Genomic DNA, 19,012 nt, shown 5'->3' with positions numbered 1-19,012 from the left:
GCCACAGACTCGCCACTCCCGGGGTCTAAATCAAGACACGCCGGCGCGGAGCCCCGACACCGGGTTGCCCGACGCGCGAGGGAACTCCCTGCATGCTCCCCGGCCGGCATCTACACTAGGCTCTGTACGAAAAGTGTCTGCGCTCGGCCATACGGCGTTAAAAATCAGCTCAAAGCACTCATTTACACTCCGTAAACTCCGACTTTCCGCTAATTTTTGCTTTGTGACCCACACGGATGTGGGAAATGCGTGGGCCCGTAGGGAACGGGCCTAGCCCTGACCATCGCTCGCCGACTTTTCAGACAGTGCCAAGTCGCCTCATCCCCGGCGTCACTGGGACGGAGGCAGGGCAAGCCGCGAGGTCACCGATGGCCCGACCCGACGAGACCCGGCGTGCACGACAAGCCGAGGCAATGCAGCACCGGCTGCTCGAGGTAATCGACGCCCTGGTGCGCGAGACGCGGCCCCACCGCGGCGCGGCCGGCCGACCGACGCTGGACGCGCGCCTGGACCGGGACCTCGGCCTCGACAGCATGGCCCGCTCGGAACTGCTGCTGCGCCTCGAGGACGCCTTCGGCACGAAGCTGCCCGAGACCGCCCTGATGGCGGACACCCCGGCGGCGCTGCTGGAGATCCTGCTGGCCACCCCGGGCACCGACCGCGAGACACCGCCCATCCCGGCCGCGGCGGACAGCGAGCCGGTGGAAGGCACTCCCGTCGCCGCCGACAGCCTCAACGCGGTGCTGGATTGGCACCTGGCACGCCACCCGGACCGTGTCCATCTTCACATCCATGGCAGCGATGACACGCCGCGGACGCTGAGCCACGCCGATCTCGCCCGGGGCGCGCAGGGCATCGCCGCGGCACTTCGCCAGCGCGGATCGCGACCAGGAGATCGCATCGCGCTGATGCTGCCCACCGAGCCGGACTACTTCATCGCCTTCTTCGGCATCCTGTGCGCCGGCGCCGTGCCGGTGCCCATCTATCCGCCCGCCCGGCCGGCCCAGCTGGAGGAGCACCTGCGGCGCCACGGGCGGATCCTGACCAGTGCCGGCGTGAGGGTACTGATCACGGTGCCCGAGGCGCGCCACGTGGCACGCCTGCTGCGCGCCGAGGCGCCGCGGCTGTCGGCCATCGTCACGGTGGCGGAGCTCGCCGGGCCGAGCGTTTCCGGAGGCGCGAACGCCGAGCCACCCGGAGCGTCGAGCCTGGCGCTGCTGCAGTACACCTCCGGCAGCACCGGCGACCCCAAGGGGGTCATGCTGACCCATGGCCAGTTGCTGGCGAACATCCGCGCCATGGGCGAGCGCCTGGAGGTGAGTTCCCGGGACGTCTTCGTCAGTTGGCTGCCGCTCTACCACGATATGGGCCTGATCGGCGCCTGGCTCGGCAGCCTCTACCACGCCATTCCGCTGGTGGTGATGTCGCCGCTCGCCTTCCTGGTCCGCCCGCTGCGCTGGCTCGAGCTGATCCATCACCACCGGGCCACCCTCTCCGGAGGCCCCAACTTCGGCTACGAGCTCTGCCTTCGCGCCCTGACGCCCGAGCGACTCCAGGGGCTGGACCTGAGCAGCTGGCGGGTCGCCTTCAACGGAGCGGAGCCGGTCAGCCCCCGCACCATGCAGCGCTTCGCCGAGGCCCTGGCGCCATGTGGCCTGGCCCCTGAAGCGCTGATGCCGGTCTACGGCCTGGCCGAGGCGGCGGTGGGGCTGTGCATCTCCCCGCCCGGCCGCGGCCTCGCGCTCGACCGGGTCGAGCACGAAACCTTCACGACACGGCAGGAGGCGCGCCCGGCCCAAAACCACGAAGCGGCCCTGACCTTCGTCAACTGCGGCCCGCCACTGCCAGGCTACGCGATCCGCATCGTCGCCCGCGACGGCAGCGAGCTACCGGAGCGGCGCGAGGGCGACATCGAGTTCCGCGGCCCCTCGGCCACGGCGGGCTACTACGATAACCCGGAGGCCACCCGCGAGCTCTTCGACGGCGAGTGGCTGTGCACCGGCGACCGCGGTTACCTCGCCGACGGCGACCTCCATATCAGCGGCCGGGTCAAGGATGTGCTGGTGCGTGGCGGGCGCAACATCTACCCCTACGACCTCGAGGAAGCCATCGGCCGCATCGAGGGGATCAGGAAGGGGTGCGTGGCGGTGTTCGGCCAGCTCGACCCGGAAAGCGGCATCGAGGAGCTGGTCGTGGTGGCAGAGACCAACGCCGCAGGCCGAGCCCAGCGCGACAGGCTCACCCGGGCGATCCGCGAGGTCACGGTCGACATCGTCAATATCCCCGCCGATGTCATCCGGCTGGTGCCCCCCCACAGCGTGCTGAAGACCTCCAGCGGCAAGATTCGCCGTACGGCCACCGCCGCGCACTACCGCAGTGGCCGCCTCGGCAAGCCCGGTGCGCCCGTCTGGCGCCAGACGCTCGGCCTGGCGATGGAGGCCGGTGTGCAGCGCACTCGGCTGCACCTGAGATGGCTCGGCGAGCGCCTCTATGCCGGCCATGCCTGGGGCGTCTTCGGCCTGGGTGTCGTCCTGGTAGGCGTGCTGGTGCTTCCCCTGCCGCGGCTTGCCTGGCGCTGGCGCGTCGCGCACCATGTCGCCCGCCTGGCCGCCATGCTCGCCGGCCTGCGCATCGAGCGGCATGGCGTGGACCGCCTGCCCCGACGGGCCCCCTGCGTGGTGGTGGCCAACCATTCCAGCTACCTGGACGCCCTGGTGCTGACGGCGACGCTGCCCCGCGGGTTTCGCTACCTGGCCAAGGCCGAGCTCCAGGCCCACACCCTTCCCCGGCTGATGCTGACGCGCATGGGGGCACTGTTCATCGAGCGCTTCGACCCCCGCCAGGCCACCCGGGAAACGGACCACCTCATCGCGACCGTGGCCGGCGGCGATGCCCTGGCGGTCTTCCCCGAAGGGACCTTCCGCGCGGAGGCCGGTATCGATGACTTCCACATGGGCGCCTTCGTCACCGCCGCCCAGGCGGGGGTTCCCGTGGTGCCGGTGGCCCTGCAGGGCACCCGTGCCGTGCTGCGCGGTCGCGAATGGTTTCCACGACACGGCAGGGTGAGGGTCCATGTCGGCGAGGCGCTCCAGCCGACGACCGGTGGCTGGACGGAAGCGGTCAGGCTGCGCGACGCCGCCCGATCGTTCATCCTTGCCGAAAGCGGGGAGCCCGACCGCGGCGAGCGTTGACGACGCCCCCGCCCCGACAGGACGCGCACGACCCGCCGCGTCCACCCCACGAGAAAAGGAGCCCCGAGATGTACAAGCTAGCCTTCTATGTCCCCCGGGAAGATGCCGAGGCGGTCAAGGAAGCCGTGTTCGCCTCCGGCGCCGGGCGCATCGGCGACTACGAGGCCTGCTGCTTCCAGACCCCGGGCACCGGGCAGTTTCGCCCGCTCGCCGGGGCCGACCCGCATATCGGCCGGGTCGGCGACCTGGAGCGGGTCGAGGAGCTCAAGGTCGAGCTGGTCTGCGACGACGCCCTGATCCACGAGGCGGTGGCCGCCCTCAGGGCCGCCCACCCCTACGAGGAGCCGGCCTTCGATGTCTGGCGGCTGGAGGCGTTCTAGCCAGGCACGCTATCCCAGCCGCCGATCGATCCGCGCCTCCAGGGTGCGCTGGTCCTCATCGAAGCGGCGAATGCCCTCGGCCAGCTTGTCGTTGGCCATGGCGTCCTGGTTATGGCCCCAGCGGAACGCGGGCTCGCTGAGCGGTGCCGGCCGTGAGCCGCTGGCGTCTTCCATCACCACCCGGCGCTCCACCTCGCCGTCGCTGGCGGCGAGTTCCTCGAGCAGCGCCGGCGAGATGGTCAGCCGCGGGCAACCGGCCAGCGCCAGCACCTGGCCGGTGGTGCGGAAGCTCGCGCCCATCACCACGGTGTCGTAGCCGCCCCGGCTCGCGCGGGCGCAGACGCCGCGCACGAACTGCACGCCGGGGTCCTCGTCCGGCGCGTAGTCGCGCCCGGTTTCCTTCTTGTACCAGTCGGTGACCCGGCCGACGAAGGGCGAGACCAGGTAGACACCGGCGTCGAAGCAGGCCTGGGCCTGGGCGTCGCTGAACAGCAGGGTGAGGTTGCAGTTGATGCCTTCGCGTTCCAGCACCTCGGCGGCGCGGATGCCCTCCCAGGTCGAGGCCAGCTTGATCAGCACGCGCTCCGGGCCCACACCGTGGCGCTCGTAGAGCGCGATCAGCTCGTGGGCCTTGGCGATGCTGGCCCGGGTATCGAAGGAGAGCCGCGCCGCCACTTCGGTGGAGACGCGGCCGGGCACCCGCCTGGCGATCTCCGCGCCCTTGGCCACGGCGAGCCGGTCCGCCGCGTGTTCGACCTGCTGCTGGCGATCGCCACCCTCGGCCTTGACCGCGTCCAGGGTCTCGGCAATCAGCTCCTGGTAGCCGGGCAGGTCGAAGGCCTTGAGCAGCAGCGAGGGGTTGGTGGTGGCATCCTGGGGCCGGTAGCGCTGGATGGCGTCGAGATCGCCGGTGTCGGCGACCACCAGGGAGTGCTGCTTGAGCGCGTCGAGTCGAGAAGGCATGGGTGGCTCCATATGTCGGAAGTCGGGATGGGCCGGCACGTCATCAGGCGACGGCATGACGTTCGGCGAGGGCCTCACGGTAGCGAGCATAGACCCCTTGATAGGCGGCGACACTCGCCGGGTCAGGGTCGGCCAGGGAGCGTTCGTCGAGATGCACCAGCCGTGTACAGAGCTGCTCCAGGGTCACCCCCTGCTCGCGTTGATGACACCAGGCCGCCTGCAGCGCCGCGCCCAGCGCCGCGGCGTCGGTGATCTCGGGGCAGATCACCTGGGTGCCGGTGATGTCGGCAACCATCTGCCGCCACACCGGGCTCTTGGCGCCACCGCCGATCAGGCGGATCTGGCTGGCCCCCTCGGCCAGCCCGCCGAGCAGTTCCAGGCCATAGCGCATGCCGAAGGTCGCCCCCTCGACCACCGCCCGGCAGAGGTTGGCCTGGGTGGTATTGACACTGGTCAGGCCCAGGAAGCTCCCCGTGGCCTCGGGCAGCATCGGCACCCGTTCGCCATTGAAGAACGGCAACACGGTGACGCCCTCGGCGCCGATGGGGGCGCTGGCGAGGCGTTCGCCGAAGCTCGCCAGGTCGAGCCCGAACAGCTCGCGCACGCGAGTCGTCGCGGAGGTCACGTTCATGGTGCAGACCAGCGGCAGCCAGCCGCCGTTGCTCGAACAGAAGTTGGCGACCATGGCGCTGTCGGGCACCACGGGCTCGGGGGAATGGGCGCAGACCGTCCCCGAGGTCCCCAGGCTCAGGGTCACCAGGCCCGGGCGGATATTACCGGTGCCGATGGCACCGAGCATATTGTCGCCTCCCCCGCTCGACACCAGGACATCGTTGGCCAGCCCCAGCTCCCGGGCCAGTTCGGGGCGCACCTTGCCGGCCGGCTCATGGGCCTCGATCAGCCGCGGCAGCACGCGGGGCGGATCGAGCTCCGGCGCGATCTCGGCGAACACGTCCTCACGCCAGCGCCGTGAACGGGTATCGAAATAGCCGGTGCCGGAGGCGTCGCCGGCCTCGGTGACCCGCTCGCCGGTGAGCCAGAAGTTGAGGTAGTCGTGGGGCAGCAGCAGGCTGTCGATGCGGTGGTAGGCGTCGGGCCGGGTGTCGCGCAGCCAGGCCAGCTTGGAGGCGGTATAGCCTGTCTGCAGCACCAGCCCGAGCTTGTCGAGGCAACCCGCCTCGCCCCCGAGCCGCGCGACCAGCTCGGCATTCTGGGCGGCCGTCTCGGTATCGCACCACAGCTTGGCCGGATGGACCGGCTCGCCCCGGGCGTCCAGCGCCACCATGCCGTGCTGCTGGCCGGACACGCCGATGGCGCGGATGGCCCGGCTGTCGATGCCGGCCCTGGCCACCGCCTCATTGAGCGCGCCGCGCAGTGCCTCGACCCACTCGCCGGGCCGCTGTTCGCGCCGCCCGTTCTCGCCCTCGATCAGGCGATGGGGACGACTCGCCTCGCCGAGGATGCGCTCACCCTCGACATCGAGCACCACCACCTTGGTGCTCTGGGTACCGCAATCCACTCCGATATACATCACGCACATCCTCGTACCGAAACCAGCGCTTCCAGTGTGGCACGCGCACCGCGCTCGTGAAGCGATGTCAGGGTCTCGAGATAGGCCGTGCGGAAGCGCTCGCTCTCGGCCAGATCCCCGAACAGTTCGCGATTCTCGATAAAGGCGGCCGGTTGCTCGCGGTTCCGGGCAGCCAGGCGCCTCAGGTCGTCCTTCAAGCGGTCGACCACCTCGATGGGCTCACCCCGCTCGTCGACACCCTCAGCATAGCGGGCCCAACTGGCCACCACCGCGGCCGAACGATGGATCTCGCCGCCCTTGGCCAGTTGCTCGCGGATCACCGGCAGCAGCCACTTGGGAATGCGATCCGAGCTCTCGGCACACAGCCTCGCCAGGGTGTCCTTGATCTCGGGGTTGGCGAAGCGCTCGATCAGGGTCAGCCGGTACTGCTCGAGATCCACGCCCGGCACCGGTGCCAGGGTCGGTGAGCCCTCGCGGCGCATGTAGTCGAGCAGGAAGTCGACGAACAGCGGGTCCCGGCAGACCTCATGGGCGTAGCGGTAGCCGGCCAGGTAGCCGAAATAACACAGCGCCTGGTGGCTGGCGTTGAGCAGGCGCAGCTTCATCAGCTCGTAGGGCTCGACATCGTCGACCACCTGCACGCCGACCGCCTCGAAGGCGGGACGCCCGGCGACGAAGCGGTCCTCCAGCACCCACTGGGTGAAGGGCTCGCAGACCACCGGCCAGGCATCATCGACGCCGAAACGACCGGCCAGCTCCTCGATATCGGCGGGCGCGGTCACCGGGGTGATGCGGTCGACCATGGAGTTGGGAAAGGCCACCTCGGCGGCGACCCAGGCACCGAGCTCGCCGTCGCGGGCCCGGGCATAGGCGGTGAACATGCGGTGCGCCACCTCGCCGTTGCCCTGGATGTTGTCGCAGGACATCACCGTGAAGGGTGCCAGGCCGCGCTCGCGGCGGCGCGCCAACGCCTCGGTGATCAGCCCGAAGGTGGTCTTCGGTGAGGCGGGATGCGCCAGGTCGTGCTGCACCTCGGGGGTATCGAGGTCGAAGGCGCCGCTGACCGGATGGAAGTTGTAGCCGCCCTCGGTGACGGTCAACGAGACGATGCGAGTGGCCGGGTCGACCATCCGGGCGATCACCGCCTCCGGGTCGTCGGGGGCGAACAGGTAATCGATCATGCTGCCGATGACGCGGGGCTCGCGGCGGCCATCGGGGTGCTTGACCACCAGGGTATAGAGGTGGTCCTGGGCGGCCAGCGCCTCCTGCATGCGGCGGTCGCCGGGCATTACGCCGACGCCGACGATGCCCCAGTCCAGCGCCTCGCCGCGGTTCATCATCTCGTCGAGGTACATGGCCTGGTGGGCGCGGTGGAAGCCGCCGACCCCGAAGTGGACGATGCCGGGGGTGACGGCGCCGCGGTCATAGCGGGGCGTGGCGACCTCGGGGGCCAGCCGGCCCAGGTTGGCGTTGTTGAGTCGGGTCATGAAGGGTCTCCTGCCGCTCGTGGCGATGGCGTCGTGTGAGGAAATGGGGGCTCAGTCGCTCGCGGCCCAGTGCAGGTCGGCGGCCACCGAGGCCGCCTTGATCAGCCGGGCATTGAGCATGTCCTTGTGGCGGGCGCGCTCGATGGCGCCGGCCTGGTCCTGGCCCATCTCCCGCCAGCGCTGGATGAGGCGCGCCTCGAGCAGTTCATCGGGCACCTCGAGAAACAGCGCCATGTCGAACAGCGGACGCAGGGCGGGCCAGGGGCCCTCGTCGAGTAGCAGGTAGTTGCCCTCGACGATGACGATGCGGTGCTCGGGGGTGATCAGCCGACCGCCGGCCCGGGCCAGGTCCAGGGGCCGGTCGAACACCGGCACGGCGACGCTGCGATCGGCGCGGCGGATGCGCTCCAGGTCGTGCTTGAGCCCGTCGCAGTCGAAGGTCTCCGGCGCCCCCTTCACGGGTACCAGCCCCCGGGGCTCGAGCACGGCGTTGTCGTAGTGGTAGCCGTCCATCGGCACCACCGCGGCGCAGTCGGCCTGGCGGGCATTGAGTTCACGGCACAGCCAGCCCGCCAGGAAGGACTTGCCGGCGGCGGGCGGCCCCGCCAGGGCCACGATGAAGCGACGGCGATCGCCCGCCGCCTCCAGCACCCGCCCTGCCACGTCATGGATATTGGGTGTCATGTCGTCTTGTCTCTTGTCGTCAGCTCATCCAGTTGCCACCGTCGACATTGAGGGTCTGGGCGACCACATAGTCGCTGTCGTCGGAGGCCAGGAAGACCGCGGCCCCGGCGTGATCCTCGGGGCGCCCCATGCGACCATAGGGCACCGCCTCCCCCACCAGGCGCTTCTTCTCGCCGAGCGGACGGTTCTCGTAACGGGCGAAGAGCGCATCGACCTCGTCCCACATCGGGGTGTCGACCACCCCCGGCGCGATGCCGTTGACGTTGATGCCGTGCGCGATGAGCGACAGGCCGCAGGACTGGGTCAGGCTGATCACCGCCGCCTTGCTGGCACAGTAGACGCTGACCAGCGGCTCGCCGCGGCGCCCGGCCTGGGACGCCATGTTGATGATCTTGCCACCCCGGCCCCGCGCGACCATGGCCTTGGCCACCGCCTGGAGCGTGAAGAAGAGCCCCTTGGTGTTCACCGCGAACTGCCGGTCGAAGCTCTCCTCGGTCACCTCGAGCACCGGTGCCATGTCGAAGATGGCGGCGTTGTTGACCAGGATGTCGATACCACCGAAGCGCTCGCTGACGCTGGCGACCATGGCATCGACCGATGCCCGGTCACAGACGTCCAGGCGCACCCCCATCACCCGCCCCGCCTCGCCTTCGGCCCGGGCGGTGAGGCTCGCTGCCGCCTCGTCGATGGCGGCCTGGTCGATATCGGCGACCACGACATTGGCGCCCTCGTCCAGGTAGCGCTCGGCAATGGCCAGGCCGATACCGCGGGCACCGCCGGTGATCACGCTTGTCTTGCTGTCGAGTTTCATTGGTTCCTGCCTCTTGTGATTGGGTTAGCGAGCCGCGGCTCGCAGGCGGGCGTGGCGCCAGTCATCGACCATCGACTCGAGTCCGTGCATGTGGTCGAGAATGCGCCAGGCCCCGGCCTCGACCAGTCGACGCTCCTGCCCCGGCTCGACGTGACTGGCCCCGGTGAAGCCGATGACCGTCATGCCGGCGGCGTGGGCCGCGGTGACGCCCGAGACGCTGTCCTCCACCACCAGGCAGTCGGCGGGAGCACAGCCCAGCTCACGGGCCGCCAGCAGGTAGAGGTCGGGGGCGGGCTTGGGGTGGGCGACCTGGTCCGCCGTGAAGACCGGCGACTCGCCGATCAACCGATCCAGGCCGGTCGTGGCCAGCGAGGCCAGGACGCGGCGGCGGCGGCTGTTGGAGACCACCGCCTTGGGCAGGGGCAGCGAGGCGATCGCCGCGGCCACGCCGTCGATGGCCTCGAGCTCCCTGGCCAGCCGCGCCTCGATGGTCCGATCGACCCGCTCGGTGGCGTCGGCCGGCAGCCGATGGCGGCTCAGCGGCTCCAGGTGGCCCAGGATGTTGGCCGTGGTCATGCCCAGGGCCTGGCGCAGCACGGTGTCGGCGGCCAGGTCGGGCAGCCACTCCCCCAGCAGCCCGACCAGGGTGGCCTCGGCGATCGCCTCGCTGTCCACCAGCACGCCGTCGCAGTCGAAGATCAGGGTATCCATGGACGCTCCCCGTCACTGGCAACCGCTTGTGGAAGACAAGCGGTTATCGTGGCGGGTGAGGCCGGCCAGGGGATGCTGGTGCAGGCTGGGCAGCGCCTGGGTCTCGGCGTCGAAGAGGTGGGCGCGGCCCGGTGCGAAGCCGAAACGCACCTTGTCGTGGACGCGATGGGCCACGTCCCCGTCGGTCATGAGGGTGACCATCGCCTCGCCCATCTGCACATAGAGCGAGGTCTGGCCGCCCAGGCGTTCGAGGACCTTGATCTCGCCCGCCAGCGGCCCCTGGTCGTCGAGCTGCAGGTGCTCGGGGCGGATGCCCAGCTCCAGCGGGGAGTCGGCCGCTAGCCGACTGCCATCCACCGGCACCGTGCACGCCTCGCCGCCGGGGAGCCGGATGCGCACCCCCTCGGGGCCCGACTGGACGAGGTCGACGTCGAGGAAGTTCATCTTGGGCGAACCGATGAAGCCGGCCACGAAGCGGTTGCACGGATGGTGATAGAGCTCCATGGGCGAGCCCACCTGCTCGACCACGCCGTCGTGCAGCACCACGATCTTGTCGGCCATGGTCATGGCCTCGATCTGGTCGTGGGTGACGTAGATCATGGTGGCGTCGAGCTCCTCGTGGAGTCGCGCCAGCTCGATGCGCATCTGCACGCGCAGCGCCGCATCCAGGTTGGAGAGCGGCTCGTCGAACAGGAAGATGCTGGGGTTGCGGACGATGGCCCGCCCGATCGCCACGCGCTGGCGCTGGCCACCGGAGAGCGCCTTGGGCTTGCGGTCCAGCAGGGGCTCGAGCTGCAGGATCTTCGCCGCCTCGAGCACCTTCTCGCGTCGCGCCTCCTTCGGCACGCCGGCCAGGCGCATGCTGAAGCCCATGTTGCCCTCGACGGTCATGTGCGGATAGAGCGCATAGCTCTGGAACACCATGGCCAGGCCGCGGTCGGCGGGCCCCACCTCGTTCATGCGCGCCCCGTCGATGAGGATATCGCCCGAGGTGGCGCTTTCCAGCCCGGCGATCATGCGCATCAGCGTCGACTTGCCGCAGCCGGAGGGACCGACGAAGACCACGAATTCGCGGTCGTTGACCTCGAGGTCGACGCCCTTGATGACGTCGGTGTCGCCGAAGCTCTTGGTGATCTGCTTGAGTTGTAGTGTTGCCATGATGGGATTCCTTTACTTGACGGCGCCGAAGGCCAGGCCACGCACCATCTGCTTCTGTATTTAGCGAGAGCGCCAGCCGAAGATCGGCCGCTCGGCATCGTCGAGAACCTATTTCACCGCGCCGAAGGTCAGGCCACGTACCATCTGCTTCTGGGTCAGCCAACCGAAGACGAGAATCGGCGCGATGGCCATGGTCGAGGCCGCGGAGAGCTTGGCCCAGAACAGCCCCTCGGGGCTCGAGAAGGAGGCGATGTAGGCGGTCAACGGGGCCGCCTTGGAAGACGTCAGGTTGAGGCTCCAGAAGGCCTCGTTCCAGCTCAGGATCACCGACAGCAGGCCGGTGGAGGCGATGCCCGGCAGGGTCAGCGGCAGCAGCAGGAAGCACACCTCCTGGAAGGTGGTGGCCCCGTCCATGCGCCCCGCCTCGAGGATGTCCTTGGGCATGTCCTTGAAGAAGGTGTAGAGCATCCACACCACGATCGGCAGGTTCATCAGCGTATAGATGATGATCAGGCCGGTGCGGGTATCGAGCAGCCCGACGTCGCGAAAGATCAGGTAGATGGGCACCAGCACCCCGACCGGCGGCAGCATCTTGGTGGAGAGCATCCACAGCAGGGTGCCCTTGGTGCGCCGGGTGGGGAGAAAGGCCATCGAATAGGCCGAGGGTATCGCGATCAGCAGCGCCAGCAGGGTCGAGCCGAAGGCCACCGCCACGCTGTTCAGCGCGAACCGGGTGTAGCCCGCCCGCTCCTGGACCGCCTGGTAGCTTTCCAGGGTCGGCGAGAAGATCAGGCTGGGATCGGCAATGGCCGCGGACTCGGTCTTGAAGCCCGTCAGCACCATCCAGAAGATCGGAAAGAAGATCAGCAGGGCCACCGTCCATCCCAGCACGGTCAGGCCGAGCTTGCGGGTATTGGCCGAGGCCAGGAACGGCAGTTTCGCACTGCGTGCCGGCACTGCCTGGCCGCCGCCCCGCGAGGACGTTTCCAGCCTGTCATGCTTGGTCGTTGTCGTCATGATAAGGGACTCCCGAGACTCTAGTCTTCCAGGTTCTTGGCCACCATGCGGACCAGGAAGATGGCAACGATATTGGCGAGGACGATGGCGATCACCCCACCCGCGGAGGCGGTGCCGACGTCGAAGTCGAGCAGGGCCCGGATATAGATCAGGTAGGCCAGGTTGGTGGTCGCCAGCCCGGGTCCGCCGGAGGTGGTGACGAAGATCTCGGCGAAGATGGTCAGCAGGAAGATCATCTCGATCATGATCACCACGCTGATCGCCCGCTTGAGATGCGGCAGGGTGATGAAGAAGAAGATCGCCACCGGGCCGGCCCCGTCCATGCGTGCGGCTTCCACCTGGTCCTCGTCCAGCGACTGCATGGCGGTGAGCAGGATCAGCAGCGCGAACGGCAGCCACTGCCAGGCCACGATGATGATGATCGAGGTCAGCGGCAGCGAGGAGAACCAGTCGACGGCCGGCAGGCCGAACGACTCGGCGACCCAGGAGAGCACCCCGTTGGACGGGTGCATCATCATGTTCTTCCACACCAGGGCGCTGACCGTGGGCATGACGAAGAAGGGCGAGATGGCCAGCACCCGGGCGATGCCGCGTCCGGCGAACTCCTGCTGGAAGAGCACCGCCAGCAGGGTGCCGCCCACCACGGTGATCGCCAGCACCCAGCCGACCAGCAGCAGGGTCGTGCCCATGGCCGACCAGAGGGCCGGGTCGGTGAACAGGTATTCGTAGTTTTCCAGTCCCGCGAAGCCGGTCATCTCCGGCATCAGGAGGTTGTAGCGCTGGAAGGAGAACCACAGGGTCATGCCCAGCGGCACGATCATCCACAGCAACAGCAGGGTGACGGCCGGCGCCTGCAGCGACAGGGTCCTCAGACCCCCGACGGTGCGCCCGGAAGCTCTTGTCTTGTTCATGGGATTACCCGCAAAACCAGGTAGGGAAAAGGGCCCGGCCGGGAAGACCCGGCCGGGAACGGCAGACTCCGCTCAGTCGAGGTAGCCGGCGCGCTGCATGGCGCGCTCCGTGGCGCGTTGTGCGGTCTGCAGCGCCTGCTCGACCGTGACGTCACCGGTCAGGGCCGATGCCACCGTCTGGCCCACCTGGGTGCCGATCGACTGGAACTCGGGAATGCCGACGAACTGCACGCCGACATAGGGGCTCGGCTCCAGGGTCGAATCGGTGGGATCGGCGCTGCGCATCGCCTCGAGCACGAAGCCGGCGAAGGGGGCCGCTTCCTGGTAGTTCTCATTGGCGTAGGTGGACTCGCGGGTGCCGGGCGGCACGCTGGTCCAGCCCTGGGTGTCGCCGACCAGTTCGATATACTCACGCGAGGTCGCCCACTGGATGAACGTCCTGGCGGCCTCCTGGTTCTCGGAGGTGGCGGGAATGGCCAGCGCCCAGGACCACAGCCAGTGCGAGCCCTTGGGCGTCTTGGCCACCGGCGCCGGCGCGAAGCCCAGCCGGTCGGCCACGTCGGACTCGCCGGGGTCGTACAGCTTGCCGGCCGCCGAGGTGGCGTCGACCCAGATGGCGCAGCTCCCCCGTGAGAACAGCGCCAGGTTCTCGTTGAAGCCGTTGGAGCTGGCGCCAGGCGGGCCGAAGTCGTTCAGCAGGTCGACATAGAACTGGATTGCCTCCTGCCACTCGGGCGAGTCGAGCTGGGGCTGCCAGTCTTCATCGAACCAGCGCCCGCCGAAGGTGTTCACCAGGGTCGAGACGAAGGCCATGTTCTCGCCCCAGCCCGGCTTGCCACGCAGGCAGATACCGGCCCGCTGCTCCTCGGGATCATGCAGCTGGCTGGCCCAGTCGCGGACCTCCTCCCAGCTCGGCTGCTCGGACACCTCGATGCCGGCCTCGTCGAACAGGTCCTGCCGGTAGTACATCATCGAGCTTTCGCCGTAGAACGGCAGCGCATGCAGGGTGCCGTCATTGCTCAGGCCGTCGCGCACCGAGGTCAGCAGGTCGTCGACCTGGTACTCGGCGGGGAGGTCATCGAGGGGCGACAGCCAGCCGCGTTCGGCCCAGATGGGCACCTCGTAGGTGCCGATGGTCATGACGTCGAACTGGCCGCCCTGGGTGGCGATATCGGTGGTCATGCGCTGGCGCAGCACGTTCTCCTCCAGCACCACCCAGTCCAGTTCGATGTCGGGATGCGCCTCCTCGAAGGCATCGGTCAGGCTCTGCATGATCACCATGTCGTTGTTGTTGACCGTGCCAATGGTGATTTCGGTCTGGGCCTGGGCCTGGGAGGCGGCGGCGACGGCCGCCGTCAGGGTAGCCAGCGGCAGGGCTCGGGTGAGCTTCATGATGGGCTCCTGTGGGATGCGTGTTGTTGTGTGTCGTGTCGTTTTGATCAATTTGATCATCTGCCAATCAAATGATCGAACACGCACCGAAAAAAAGCAAAGCCTTGGGCATTAGACTTTAGGCACAGGTATCAGCGATTGCGGATAATGCGGTGCGTCATGACATCTCGGTGAGATAGCGGGCCGCCGTCTCGTCGGTGATCAGCCCGTTGAGCCAACCGCCGCGCAGGGCGGCCAGCAGGGCCGGTCCCTTCTCCCGGCCGCCCGCGATGGCGACCAGCGGCTGCTCGCGCAGCATCTCCAGCGGCAGGCTGGTGACCCGGCGGGTGATGGAGCAGTCGATGACCTCGCCGTCACGGTTCATCGGCCAGCCGAGCAGTTCGCCCACCGTCTCGAGACCCAGCAGCTCCTCGAGGTCGCTCTCGTCGATGAAATGATCCTGGAAGAGGGTCGCCTGGGGGTCGATGCGCCCCACGCCGATGAAGGCGGTCTCGGCCTGCTTGGCCACCGCCATGATCGCCTGGAACAGGCGCTGCCCGCGCATCGCCTCCTTCTCCTCCACCGAGTCGGCGACCACCGGGGTGGGCAGCAGGAAGCGCTCGCCGCCGGTCTTGTCGGCCAACACCATGACGCCGTCGTAGCGGTTGGCGGAACCGTCGCGCGCCACGTTGCCGACCAGCGAGACGAAGCGGTGCTGCGGTCGATCGTAACGGCTCATGGCCTCGACGGTCGCGCGGATCGAGCGCCCGGTGCCCAGCGACAGGGTCAGCGGCTCGCTGCGCACCACCAGGCGGGAGATCCGTTCCGCCCCGGCCGTGGCCAGGTAGTAGGCGGCGCCGTCGGGCGCATCCGGCTCGGCCGGCACCACGTCGCAATAGTCCAGGCCGTAGCGGTCGCGAATGGCCGCGGCCATGGCCATGCAGGCGGAGATCGGATGATCGATGCGTACCTTGATCAGCCCCTCCTGGCGGGCCAGGGCCAGCAGGCGCTGCACGCCGGGCCGGGACACGCCGAGCTGCAGGGCGATCTCGTCCTGGGTGATCCCCCCCACATAGGACATCCAGGCGGCCCGCGCGGCCTGGTCCAGCTTGCGTTCGAACTTGTCCACGGCCTGTATCCTCGTTCCGCCCGGCATCACGCTCTTCATGATACCGCCGCCGCCCCGCACAATCTCGGCTGCCGCCCCGGTCAGGCGGAACCGAAGTAGCGCTCGCGGTCCGCGGCGGTGATATCGCTGATATGCAGCGGGAAATGCCCATCGCCGCGGTCGGCATAGAAGTGGCGCAGGGTGCGCTCGATGGTGGGAAAGGCGAGTTCGTCCCAGGGGATCTCGTGCTCCTCGAACAGCGCCACCTCGAGGCTCTCCGGGCCGGCGCCGAAGCCGCCCGCCAGGTCCGCCCGGAAGATCATGTAGACCTGGTTGATGTGCGGCAGGTTGATCAGGGTATAGAGGCCATGGATGCAGACCTCGGCGCAGGCCTCCTCGAGGGTCTCCCGGGCGGCGGCCTCGACGGTGGTCTCGGCGTTTTCCATGAAGCCGGCCGGCAGGGTCCAGAAACCCTGGCGCGGGGGGATGGCACGGCGACACAGCAACACCCGCGAGCCACTCACCGGCAGGGTACCGGCGACGATGCGGGGGTTCTGGTAATGGATGGTGCCGCACTCGTCGCACAGGTAGCGCGGACGGTCATCCCCGTCCGGAATGGCGAAGCGCACGGTATGGCCGCAGTGGCTGCAGAAGTTCATGGTGCTCCCTGGCAGGCTGGCGAGCGGCCCGGTAGCCGCCCGGCTCGGGGCTTGACGCCGGCGACGGCGGCCGGGTAGAAGGGATCAAACCCGATGGAAACCCCATGTTAGAGAAACTTCGCGAACGCCTGCAAGCACACCGGCCGCAGCGGCTGACGCTCGACTTGCCCCAGGCCGCGGTCCTGATGCCGATCGTCGACCGTCACGAACCGACCCTGCTGTTCACCCGCCGCGCCGATCACCTCACCACCCACAGTGGCCAGGTGGCCTTTCCCGGCGGCAAGCGCGAGGCCCAGGACCCGGACCTGCTGAGCACGGCGCTGCGCGAATCCCTCGAGGAGATCGCCCTGCCCCGCGAACGGGTCGAGCTGCTCGGCCGGCTCTCGGACGTCATCTCGCTGCACGGCATCAGCGTCACCCCCTACGTCGGCCTGATTCCCCCGGACCTGCCGCTCGTGCCCGACCTCAACGAGCTGGATGCGATCTTCGAGGTGCCGCTGTCGCTGTTCCTCGAGGACCGTCGCCACCACACCGACGTGATCCCGGTGAACGGTCGACCGCACTTCGTGCCGAGCTACCATGTCGCCGGCCAGGTGATCTGGGGGCTCTCGGCCATGATGCTGGTGGAACTGCTGGCCGAGGGCTTCGGCCGCGAGATCAGCCTCCACCGCGAGCCAGCGGGCGGTCGGCTGTGCTATTTTCCCGAGCGACTCCTGCGGGCCCGGGATGGCCTGGCCCGGGCGCCCTGACACCCATCTCCGCTGCCGCCTGGGGACACGCCACTGACTCCGCGACTCACACACCCCGTCCTGGACACCGCCGCCTTGCCCCGCCTGGTCGACGCCCTGGTGGAACAGGGCTGGTACCTCGGCGAAGCTGTCATCGCCCCCGAGCTCTGCGCCGAGCTCCACCGCGAGTTGACGCTCCTGGCCGACCTCGACGCCCTGGACGCCGCCGGCATCGGCCGTGGCCAGGCGCACACCCTGCGCCGCGACATCCGCGGCGACGCCATCCGTTGGCTCGACCGCGAGAGCCTGGCCCAGCGCCGCTATCTCGACGCCATGGGCGAGCTGCAGAACGCGCTCAACCGGGCGCTGTTCCTGGGGCTCTTCGAGTACGAGGCCCACTTCGCCCACTACCCGCCCGGCGCCTTCTACCAGCGCCATCTCGACAGCTTTCGCGGCCGCGCCAACCGGGTCATCTCCACCGTGGCCTACCTCAACCCCGACTGGCCCGCCGACGGCGGCGGCGAGATGGTGATCTTCGACGCCCTCGCCCCCGAGCGCGAGGTGGCGCGGGCGCGCCCCGCGGCCGGCACCTTCGTCTGCTTCCTCTCCGAAACCGTTCCCCACGAGGTGCTGCCCACCCGCCTGCCCCGGGCCAGCATCGCCGGCTGGTTCCGGCGCAACGCCTCGCTGGGCGGCCGGGTGGACCCGGCACGCTGATGGCGGGCAACGACGACACCCGCCGGCGCCCGTCGCAGCGGGCCTCGCTCGAGGCCCGCTGTGCCGAGCTGGAGGCCCGCAACGCGGCCCTCGAGGCGGAGAAACGCCATTACCAATGGTTGGCGGAGAGCACCACCGACCTGATCTCGCGCCACGCCCGGGACGGTACCTTCCTCTACGCCTCGCGTGCCGCCCGCGACCTGCTCGGCTATGAGCCCGAGGAGCTGATCGGCGTCTCCGCCTACGACCTCTTCCACCCGTCGGACCTGGCCGACCTGCTCAACAAGTCGCCGCGGGTCTACTACCACGACGGCTTCTACCAGCAGACCTACCGCTTCCGTGCCAAGGACGGCCACTACGTCTGGTTCGAGACCACCAGCCGCACCCGTCGCGACCCGGCCACCGGCGAGCTGCTCGACATCCTCTGCGTCTCCCGCGACGTGGGCCGGCGCATCCGCGCCGAGGCCAACCGCGAGCGCCTCGCCCGGGTAGTGGAATCCACCACCGACTACGTGCTCTTCGTCGACGGCCAGGAGCGACTCTTCTACTCCAACGAGGCCGCCCGCCGGCTGCTTTCCCTGTCCCGGGAGGGGGGTGACGCCTGCCTGGAGCAGGCCTATACGCCGGCATCGCTGGGCGTGCTGCGCGAGATCGTGCTGCCTGCCGTGGCCCGCTACGGTTCCTGGAGCGGCGAGCTGGAGATGCGCGGCCCGCGGGGGCCGGTGCCGGTCCTCAGCGTGGTGCTCGCCCACCGCGGCCCCGGCGCCGAGCCCGACCACCTCTCGCTGCTCAACCGCGACATCGGCCTGCGCAAGGCCGCCGAGGCCCAGGCCCGCCACCACCAGGAGCAGATCGCCCACGCCAACCGCCTGGCGACCACCGGCGAGCTGGCCTCCAACATCGCCCACGAGCTCAACCAGCCGCTGGGCGCCATCGCCAACTACGCCAGCGGCGCCCTGATGCAACTGCGCGCCGCCCCCGGCCGGCCGGCCGGTGACCTGGAACTGCCGCTGACGCGCATCAGCGACCAGATCCAGCGCCTGGCCGAGCGGCTGCGCCATATCCGCACCTTCGTGCGCAAGGGCCAGACGCGCCCGCGCCCGGTGGCGCTCGCCGAAGTGGTCGACGCCGCCTGCCGGCTCTGCGAATGGCAGTACCACCAGGCCGGCGTCGCGCTCGAGCACGAGCTGCCCGAGACGCTGCCGCGGGTACAGGCCGACCCGGTGGCGCTCGAACAGGTGCTGGTCAACCTGCTGCTCAACGCCCTGGAAGCGAGCCGCAACCACCCTGGCGCCGATCGGGTGGAGATCCGGGCACGGCACAGCGGCCGCCGGGAGGTCACCTTCACGGTCGACGATCGCGGCCCGGGCATTGCACCGGACGACGTCGAACGCATCTTCACCCCCTTCCACTCCACGCGCCCCGACGGCCTGGGCATGGGGCTCGCCATCAGCCACTCGCTGATGGAGGCCATGGGGGGTCGTCTGGCGCTGGCCCCGGACGACGGTTCCGGCGGCGCCACCTTTGCCGGTACACTGCTCACCGAGCCCGCGCCGCTGACCCCGGCATAGCTCGCCCCTCCTTG

At 69.2% G+C, this 19,012-nt stretch carries 17 protein-coding genes; 5 read left to right on the top strand and 12 right to left on the bottom strand.

The window, feature by feature from the left end; genetic code table 11:
• The first annotated feature begins 368 nt into the window (after nucleotides 1-368).
• Together CR157_RS10925 and CR157_RS10920 are read left to right on the top strand one after the other, a co-directional pair.
• Nucleotides 369-3,191 carry an AMP-binding protein gene (locus CR157_RS10925; protein WP_110283576.1) on the top strand — a complete coding sequence of 941 codons (2,823 nt, stop codon included), beginning with the start codon at nucleotides 369-371 and terminating at the stop codon, nucleotides 3,189-3,191.
• A 68-nt stretch (nucleotides 3,192-3,259) separates the two neighbouring features.
• Complete coding sequence (locus CR157_RS10920) at nucleotides 3,260-3,571, top strand: Nif3-like dinuclear metal center hexameric protein (RefSeq protein WP_110283575.1); 312 nt, start codon at nucleotides 3,260-3,262, stop codon at nucleotides 3,569-3,571.
• Between the two features lie 9 nt (nucleotides 3,572-3,580).
• On the opposite strand, the gene tal is transcribed toward CR157_RS10920, so the two are convergent.
• The 12 genes from tal to CR157_RS10860 all read right to left on the bottom strand — a co-directional run bounded on the left by tal (nucleotide 3,581) and on the right by CR157_RS10860 (nucleotide 15,982).
• Nucleotides 3,581-4,534 (bottom strand): transaldolase, encoded by a 954-nt coding sequence (tal, locus tag CR157_RS10915; protein WP_110283574.1) that lies wholly within the window; start codon nucleotides 4,532-4,534, stop codon nucleotides 3,581-3,583.
• 43 nt (nucleotides 4,535-4,577) lie between these two features.
• Entirely contained in the window at nucleotides 4,578-6,065 is a 1,488-nt protein-coding gene (gene xylB, locus CR157_RS10910) for a xylulokinase (RefSeq protein WP_110283573.1), read from the bottom strand.
• Nucleotides 6,065-7,552, bottom strand: coding sequence for a mannitol dehydrogenase family protein (locus CR157_RS10905; RefSeq protein WP_110283572.1), 1,488 nt, complete (start codon nucleotides 7,550-7,552; stop codon nucleotides 6,065-6,067). Before CR157_RS10905 ends, xylB begins: the two co-directional genes overlap by 1 nt.
• A gap of 51 nt (nucleotides 7,553-7,603) precedes the next feature.
• Nucleotides 7,604-8,236 carry a nucleoside triphosphate hydrolase gene (locus tag CR157_RS10900; RefSeq protein ID WP_110283571.1) on the bottom strand — a complete coding sequence of 211 codons (633 nt, stop codon included), beginning with the start codon at nucleotides 8,234-8,236 and terminating at the stop codon, nucleotides 7,604-7,606.
• 19 nt (nucleotides 8,237-8,255) lie between these two features.
• Nucleotides 8,256-9,047: an L-iditol 2-dehydrogenase gene (locus CR157_RS10895; RefSeq protein WP_110283570.1), complete on the bottom strand. Its 792-nt coding sequence runs from the start codon at nucleotides 9,045-9,047 to the stop codon at nucleotides 8,256-8,258.
• A 24-nt stretch (nucleotides 9,048-9,071) separates the two neighbouring features.
• Nucleotides 9,072-9,758 (bottom strand): HAD family hydrolase, encoded by a 687-nt coding sequence (locus tag CR157_RS10890; protein WP_110283569.1) that lies wholly within the window; start codon nucleotides 9,756-9,758, stop codon nucleotides 9,072-9,074.
• A 12-nt stretch (nucleotides 9,759-9,770) separates the two neighbouring features.
• A complete protein-coding gene (locus CR157_RS10885) occupies nucleotides 9,771-10,916 on the bottom strand; it encodes an ABC transporter ATP-binding protein (RefSeq protein WP_110283568.1) in 1,146 nt (381 codons plus the stop codon).
• 108 nt (nucleotides 10,917-11,024) lie between these two features.
• Entirely contained in the window at nucleotides 11,025-11,933 is a 909-nt protein-coding gene (locus tag CR157_RS10880) for a carbohydrate ABC transporter permease (RefSeq protein WP_240567384.1), read from the bottom strand.
• 20 nt (nucleotides 11,934-11,953) lie between these two features.
• Nucleotides 11,954-12,844, bottom strand: coding sequence for a carbohydrate ABC transporter permease (locus CR157_RS10875; protein ID WP_110283567.1), 891 nt, complete (start codon nucleotides 12,842-12,844; stop codon nucleotides 11,954-11,956).
• 72 nt (nucleotides 12,845-12,916) lie between these two features.
• Entirely contained in the window at nucleotides 12,917-14,236 is a 1,320-nt protein-coding gene (locus CR157_RS10870) for an ABC transporter substrate-binding protein (protein WP_110283566.1), read from the bottom strand.
• 157 nt (nucleotides 14,237-14,393) lie between these two features.
• Nucleotides 14,394-15,344: a sugar-binding transcriptional regulator gene (locus tag CR157_RS10865; RefSeq protein ID WP_110283565.1), complete on the bottom strand. Its 951-nt coding sequence runs from the start codon at nucleotides 15,342-15,344 to the stop codon at nucleotides 14,394-14,396.
• Nucleotides 15,345-15,424: 80 nt separating this feature from the next.
• Nucleotides 15,425-15,982 carry an NUDIX hydrolase gene (locus CR157_RS10860; RefSeq protein WP_110283564.1) on the bottom strand — a complete coding sequence of 186 codons (558 nt, stop codon included), beginning with the start codon at nucleotides 15,980-15,982 and terminating at the stop codon, nucleotides 15,425-15,427.
• A gap of 104 nt (nucleotides 15,983-16,086) precedes the next feature.
• Here CR157_RS10860 and CR157_RS10855 point away from each other — a divergent pair, with 104 nt between their 5' ends.
• The 3 genes from CR157_RS10855 (at nucleotide 16,087) to CR157_RS10845 (ending at nucleotide 18,998) form a co-directional block, all read left to right on the top strand.
• Nucleotides 16,087-16,731 (top strand): CoA pyrophosphatase, encoded by a 645-nt coding sequence (locus tag CR157_RS10855; RefSeq protein ID WP_110283563.1) that lies wholly within the window; start codon nucleotides 16,087-16,089, stop codon nucleotides 16,729-16,731.
• Nucleotides 16,732-16,806: 75 nt separating this feature from the next.
• Entirely contained in the window at nucleotides 16,807-17,427 is a 621-nt protein-coding gene (locus CR157_RS10850) for a 2OG-Fe(II) oxygenase (RefSeq protein WP_258364137.1), read from the top strand.
• A complete protein-coding gene (locus CR157_RS10845) occupies nucleotides 17,427-18,998 on the top strand; it encodes a PAS domain-containing sensor histidine kinase (protein WP_110283561.1) in 1,572 nt (523 codons plus the stop codon). Before CR157_RS10850 ends, CR157_RS10845 begins: the two co-directional genes overlap by 1 nt.
• Nucleotides 18,999-19,012: the final 14 nt, after the last annotated feature.

It is taken from the genome of Halomonas sp. LBP4, from assembly GCF_003202205.1.
GTDB lineage: Bacteria > Pseudomonadota > Gammaproteobacteria > Pseudomonadales > Halomonadaceae > Halomonas > Halomonas flagellata.
Note: the sequence above shows the minus strand (reverse complement) of the source record. Positions and strands in the feature narration are given on the sequence as shown.

Excerpts from the sequence above, each read along its gene's own strand:
- CR157_RS10860 (WP_110283564.1), bottom strand. The coding sequence starts at position 15,982 with ATGAACTTCTGCAGCCACTGCGGCCATACCGTGCGCTTCGCCATTCCG.
- CR157_RS10845 (WP_110283561.1), top strand. The coding sequence starts at position 17,427 with ATGGCGGGCAACGACGACACCCGCCGGCGCCCGTCGCAGCGGGCCTCG.
- tal (WP_110283574.1), bottom strand. The coding sequence starts at position 4,534 with ATGCCTTCTCGACTCGACGCGCTCAAGCAGCACTCCCTGGTGGTCGCC.
- CR157_RS10925 (WP_110283576.1), top strand. The coding sequence starts at position 369 with ATGGCCCGACCCGACGAGACCCGGCGTGCACGACAAGCCGAGGCAATG.
- CR157_RS10890 (WP_110283569.1), bottom strand. The coding sequence starts at position 9,758 with ATGGATACCCTGATCTTCGACTGCGACGGCGTGCTGGTGGACAGCGAG.
- CR157_RS10920 (WP_110283575.1), top strand. The coding sequence starts at position 3,260 with ATGTACAAGCTAGCCTTCTATGTCCCCCGGGAAGATGCCGAGGCGGTC.
- CR157_RS10870 (WP_110283566.1), bottom strand. The coding sequence starts at position 14,236 with ATGAAGCTCACCCGAGCCCTGCCGCTGGCTACCCTGACGGCGGCCGTC.
- CR157_RS10880 (WP_240567384.1), bottom strand. The coding sequence starts at position 11,933 with ATGACGACAACGACCAAGCATGACAGGCTGGAAACGTCCTCGCGGGGC.
- CR157_RS10905 (WP_110283572.1), bottom strand. The coding sequence starts at position 7,552 with ATGACCCGACTCAACAACGCCAACCTGGGCCGGCTGGCCCCCGAGGTC.
- CR157_RS10900 (WP_110283571.1), bottom strand. The coding sequence starts at position 8,236 with ATGACACCCAATATCCATGACGTGGCAGGGCGGGTGCTGGAGGCGGCG.
- xylB (WP_110283573.1), bottom strand. The coding sequence starts at position 6,065 with ATGTATATCGGAGTGGATTGCGGTACCCAGAGCACCAAGGTGGTGGTG.
- CR157_RS10875 (WP_110283567.1), bottom strand. The coding sequence starts at position 12,844 with ATGAACAAGACAAGAGCTTCCGGGCGCACCGTCGGGGGTCTGAGGACC.
- CR157_RS10895 (WP_110283570.1), bottom strand. The coding sequence starts at position 9,047 with ATGAAACTCGACAGCAAGACAAGCGTGATCACCGGCGGTGCCCGCGGT.
- CR157_RS10885 (WP_110283568.1), bottom strand. The coding sequence starts at position 10,916 with ATGGCAACACTACAACTCAAGCAGATCACCAAGAGCTTCGGCGACACC.
- CR157_RS10855 (WP_110283563.1), top strand. The coding sequence starts at position 16,087 with ATGTTAGAGAAACTTCGCGAACGCCTGCAAGCACACCGGCCGCAGCGG.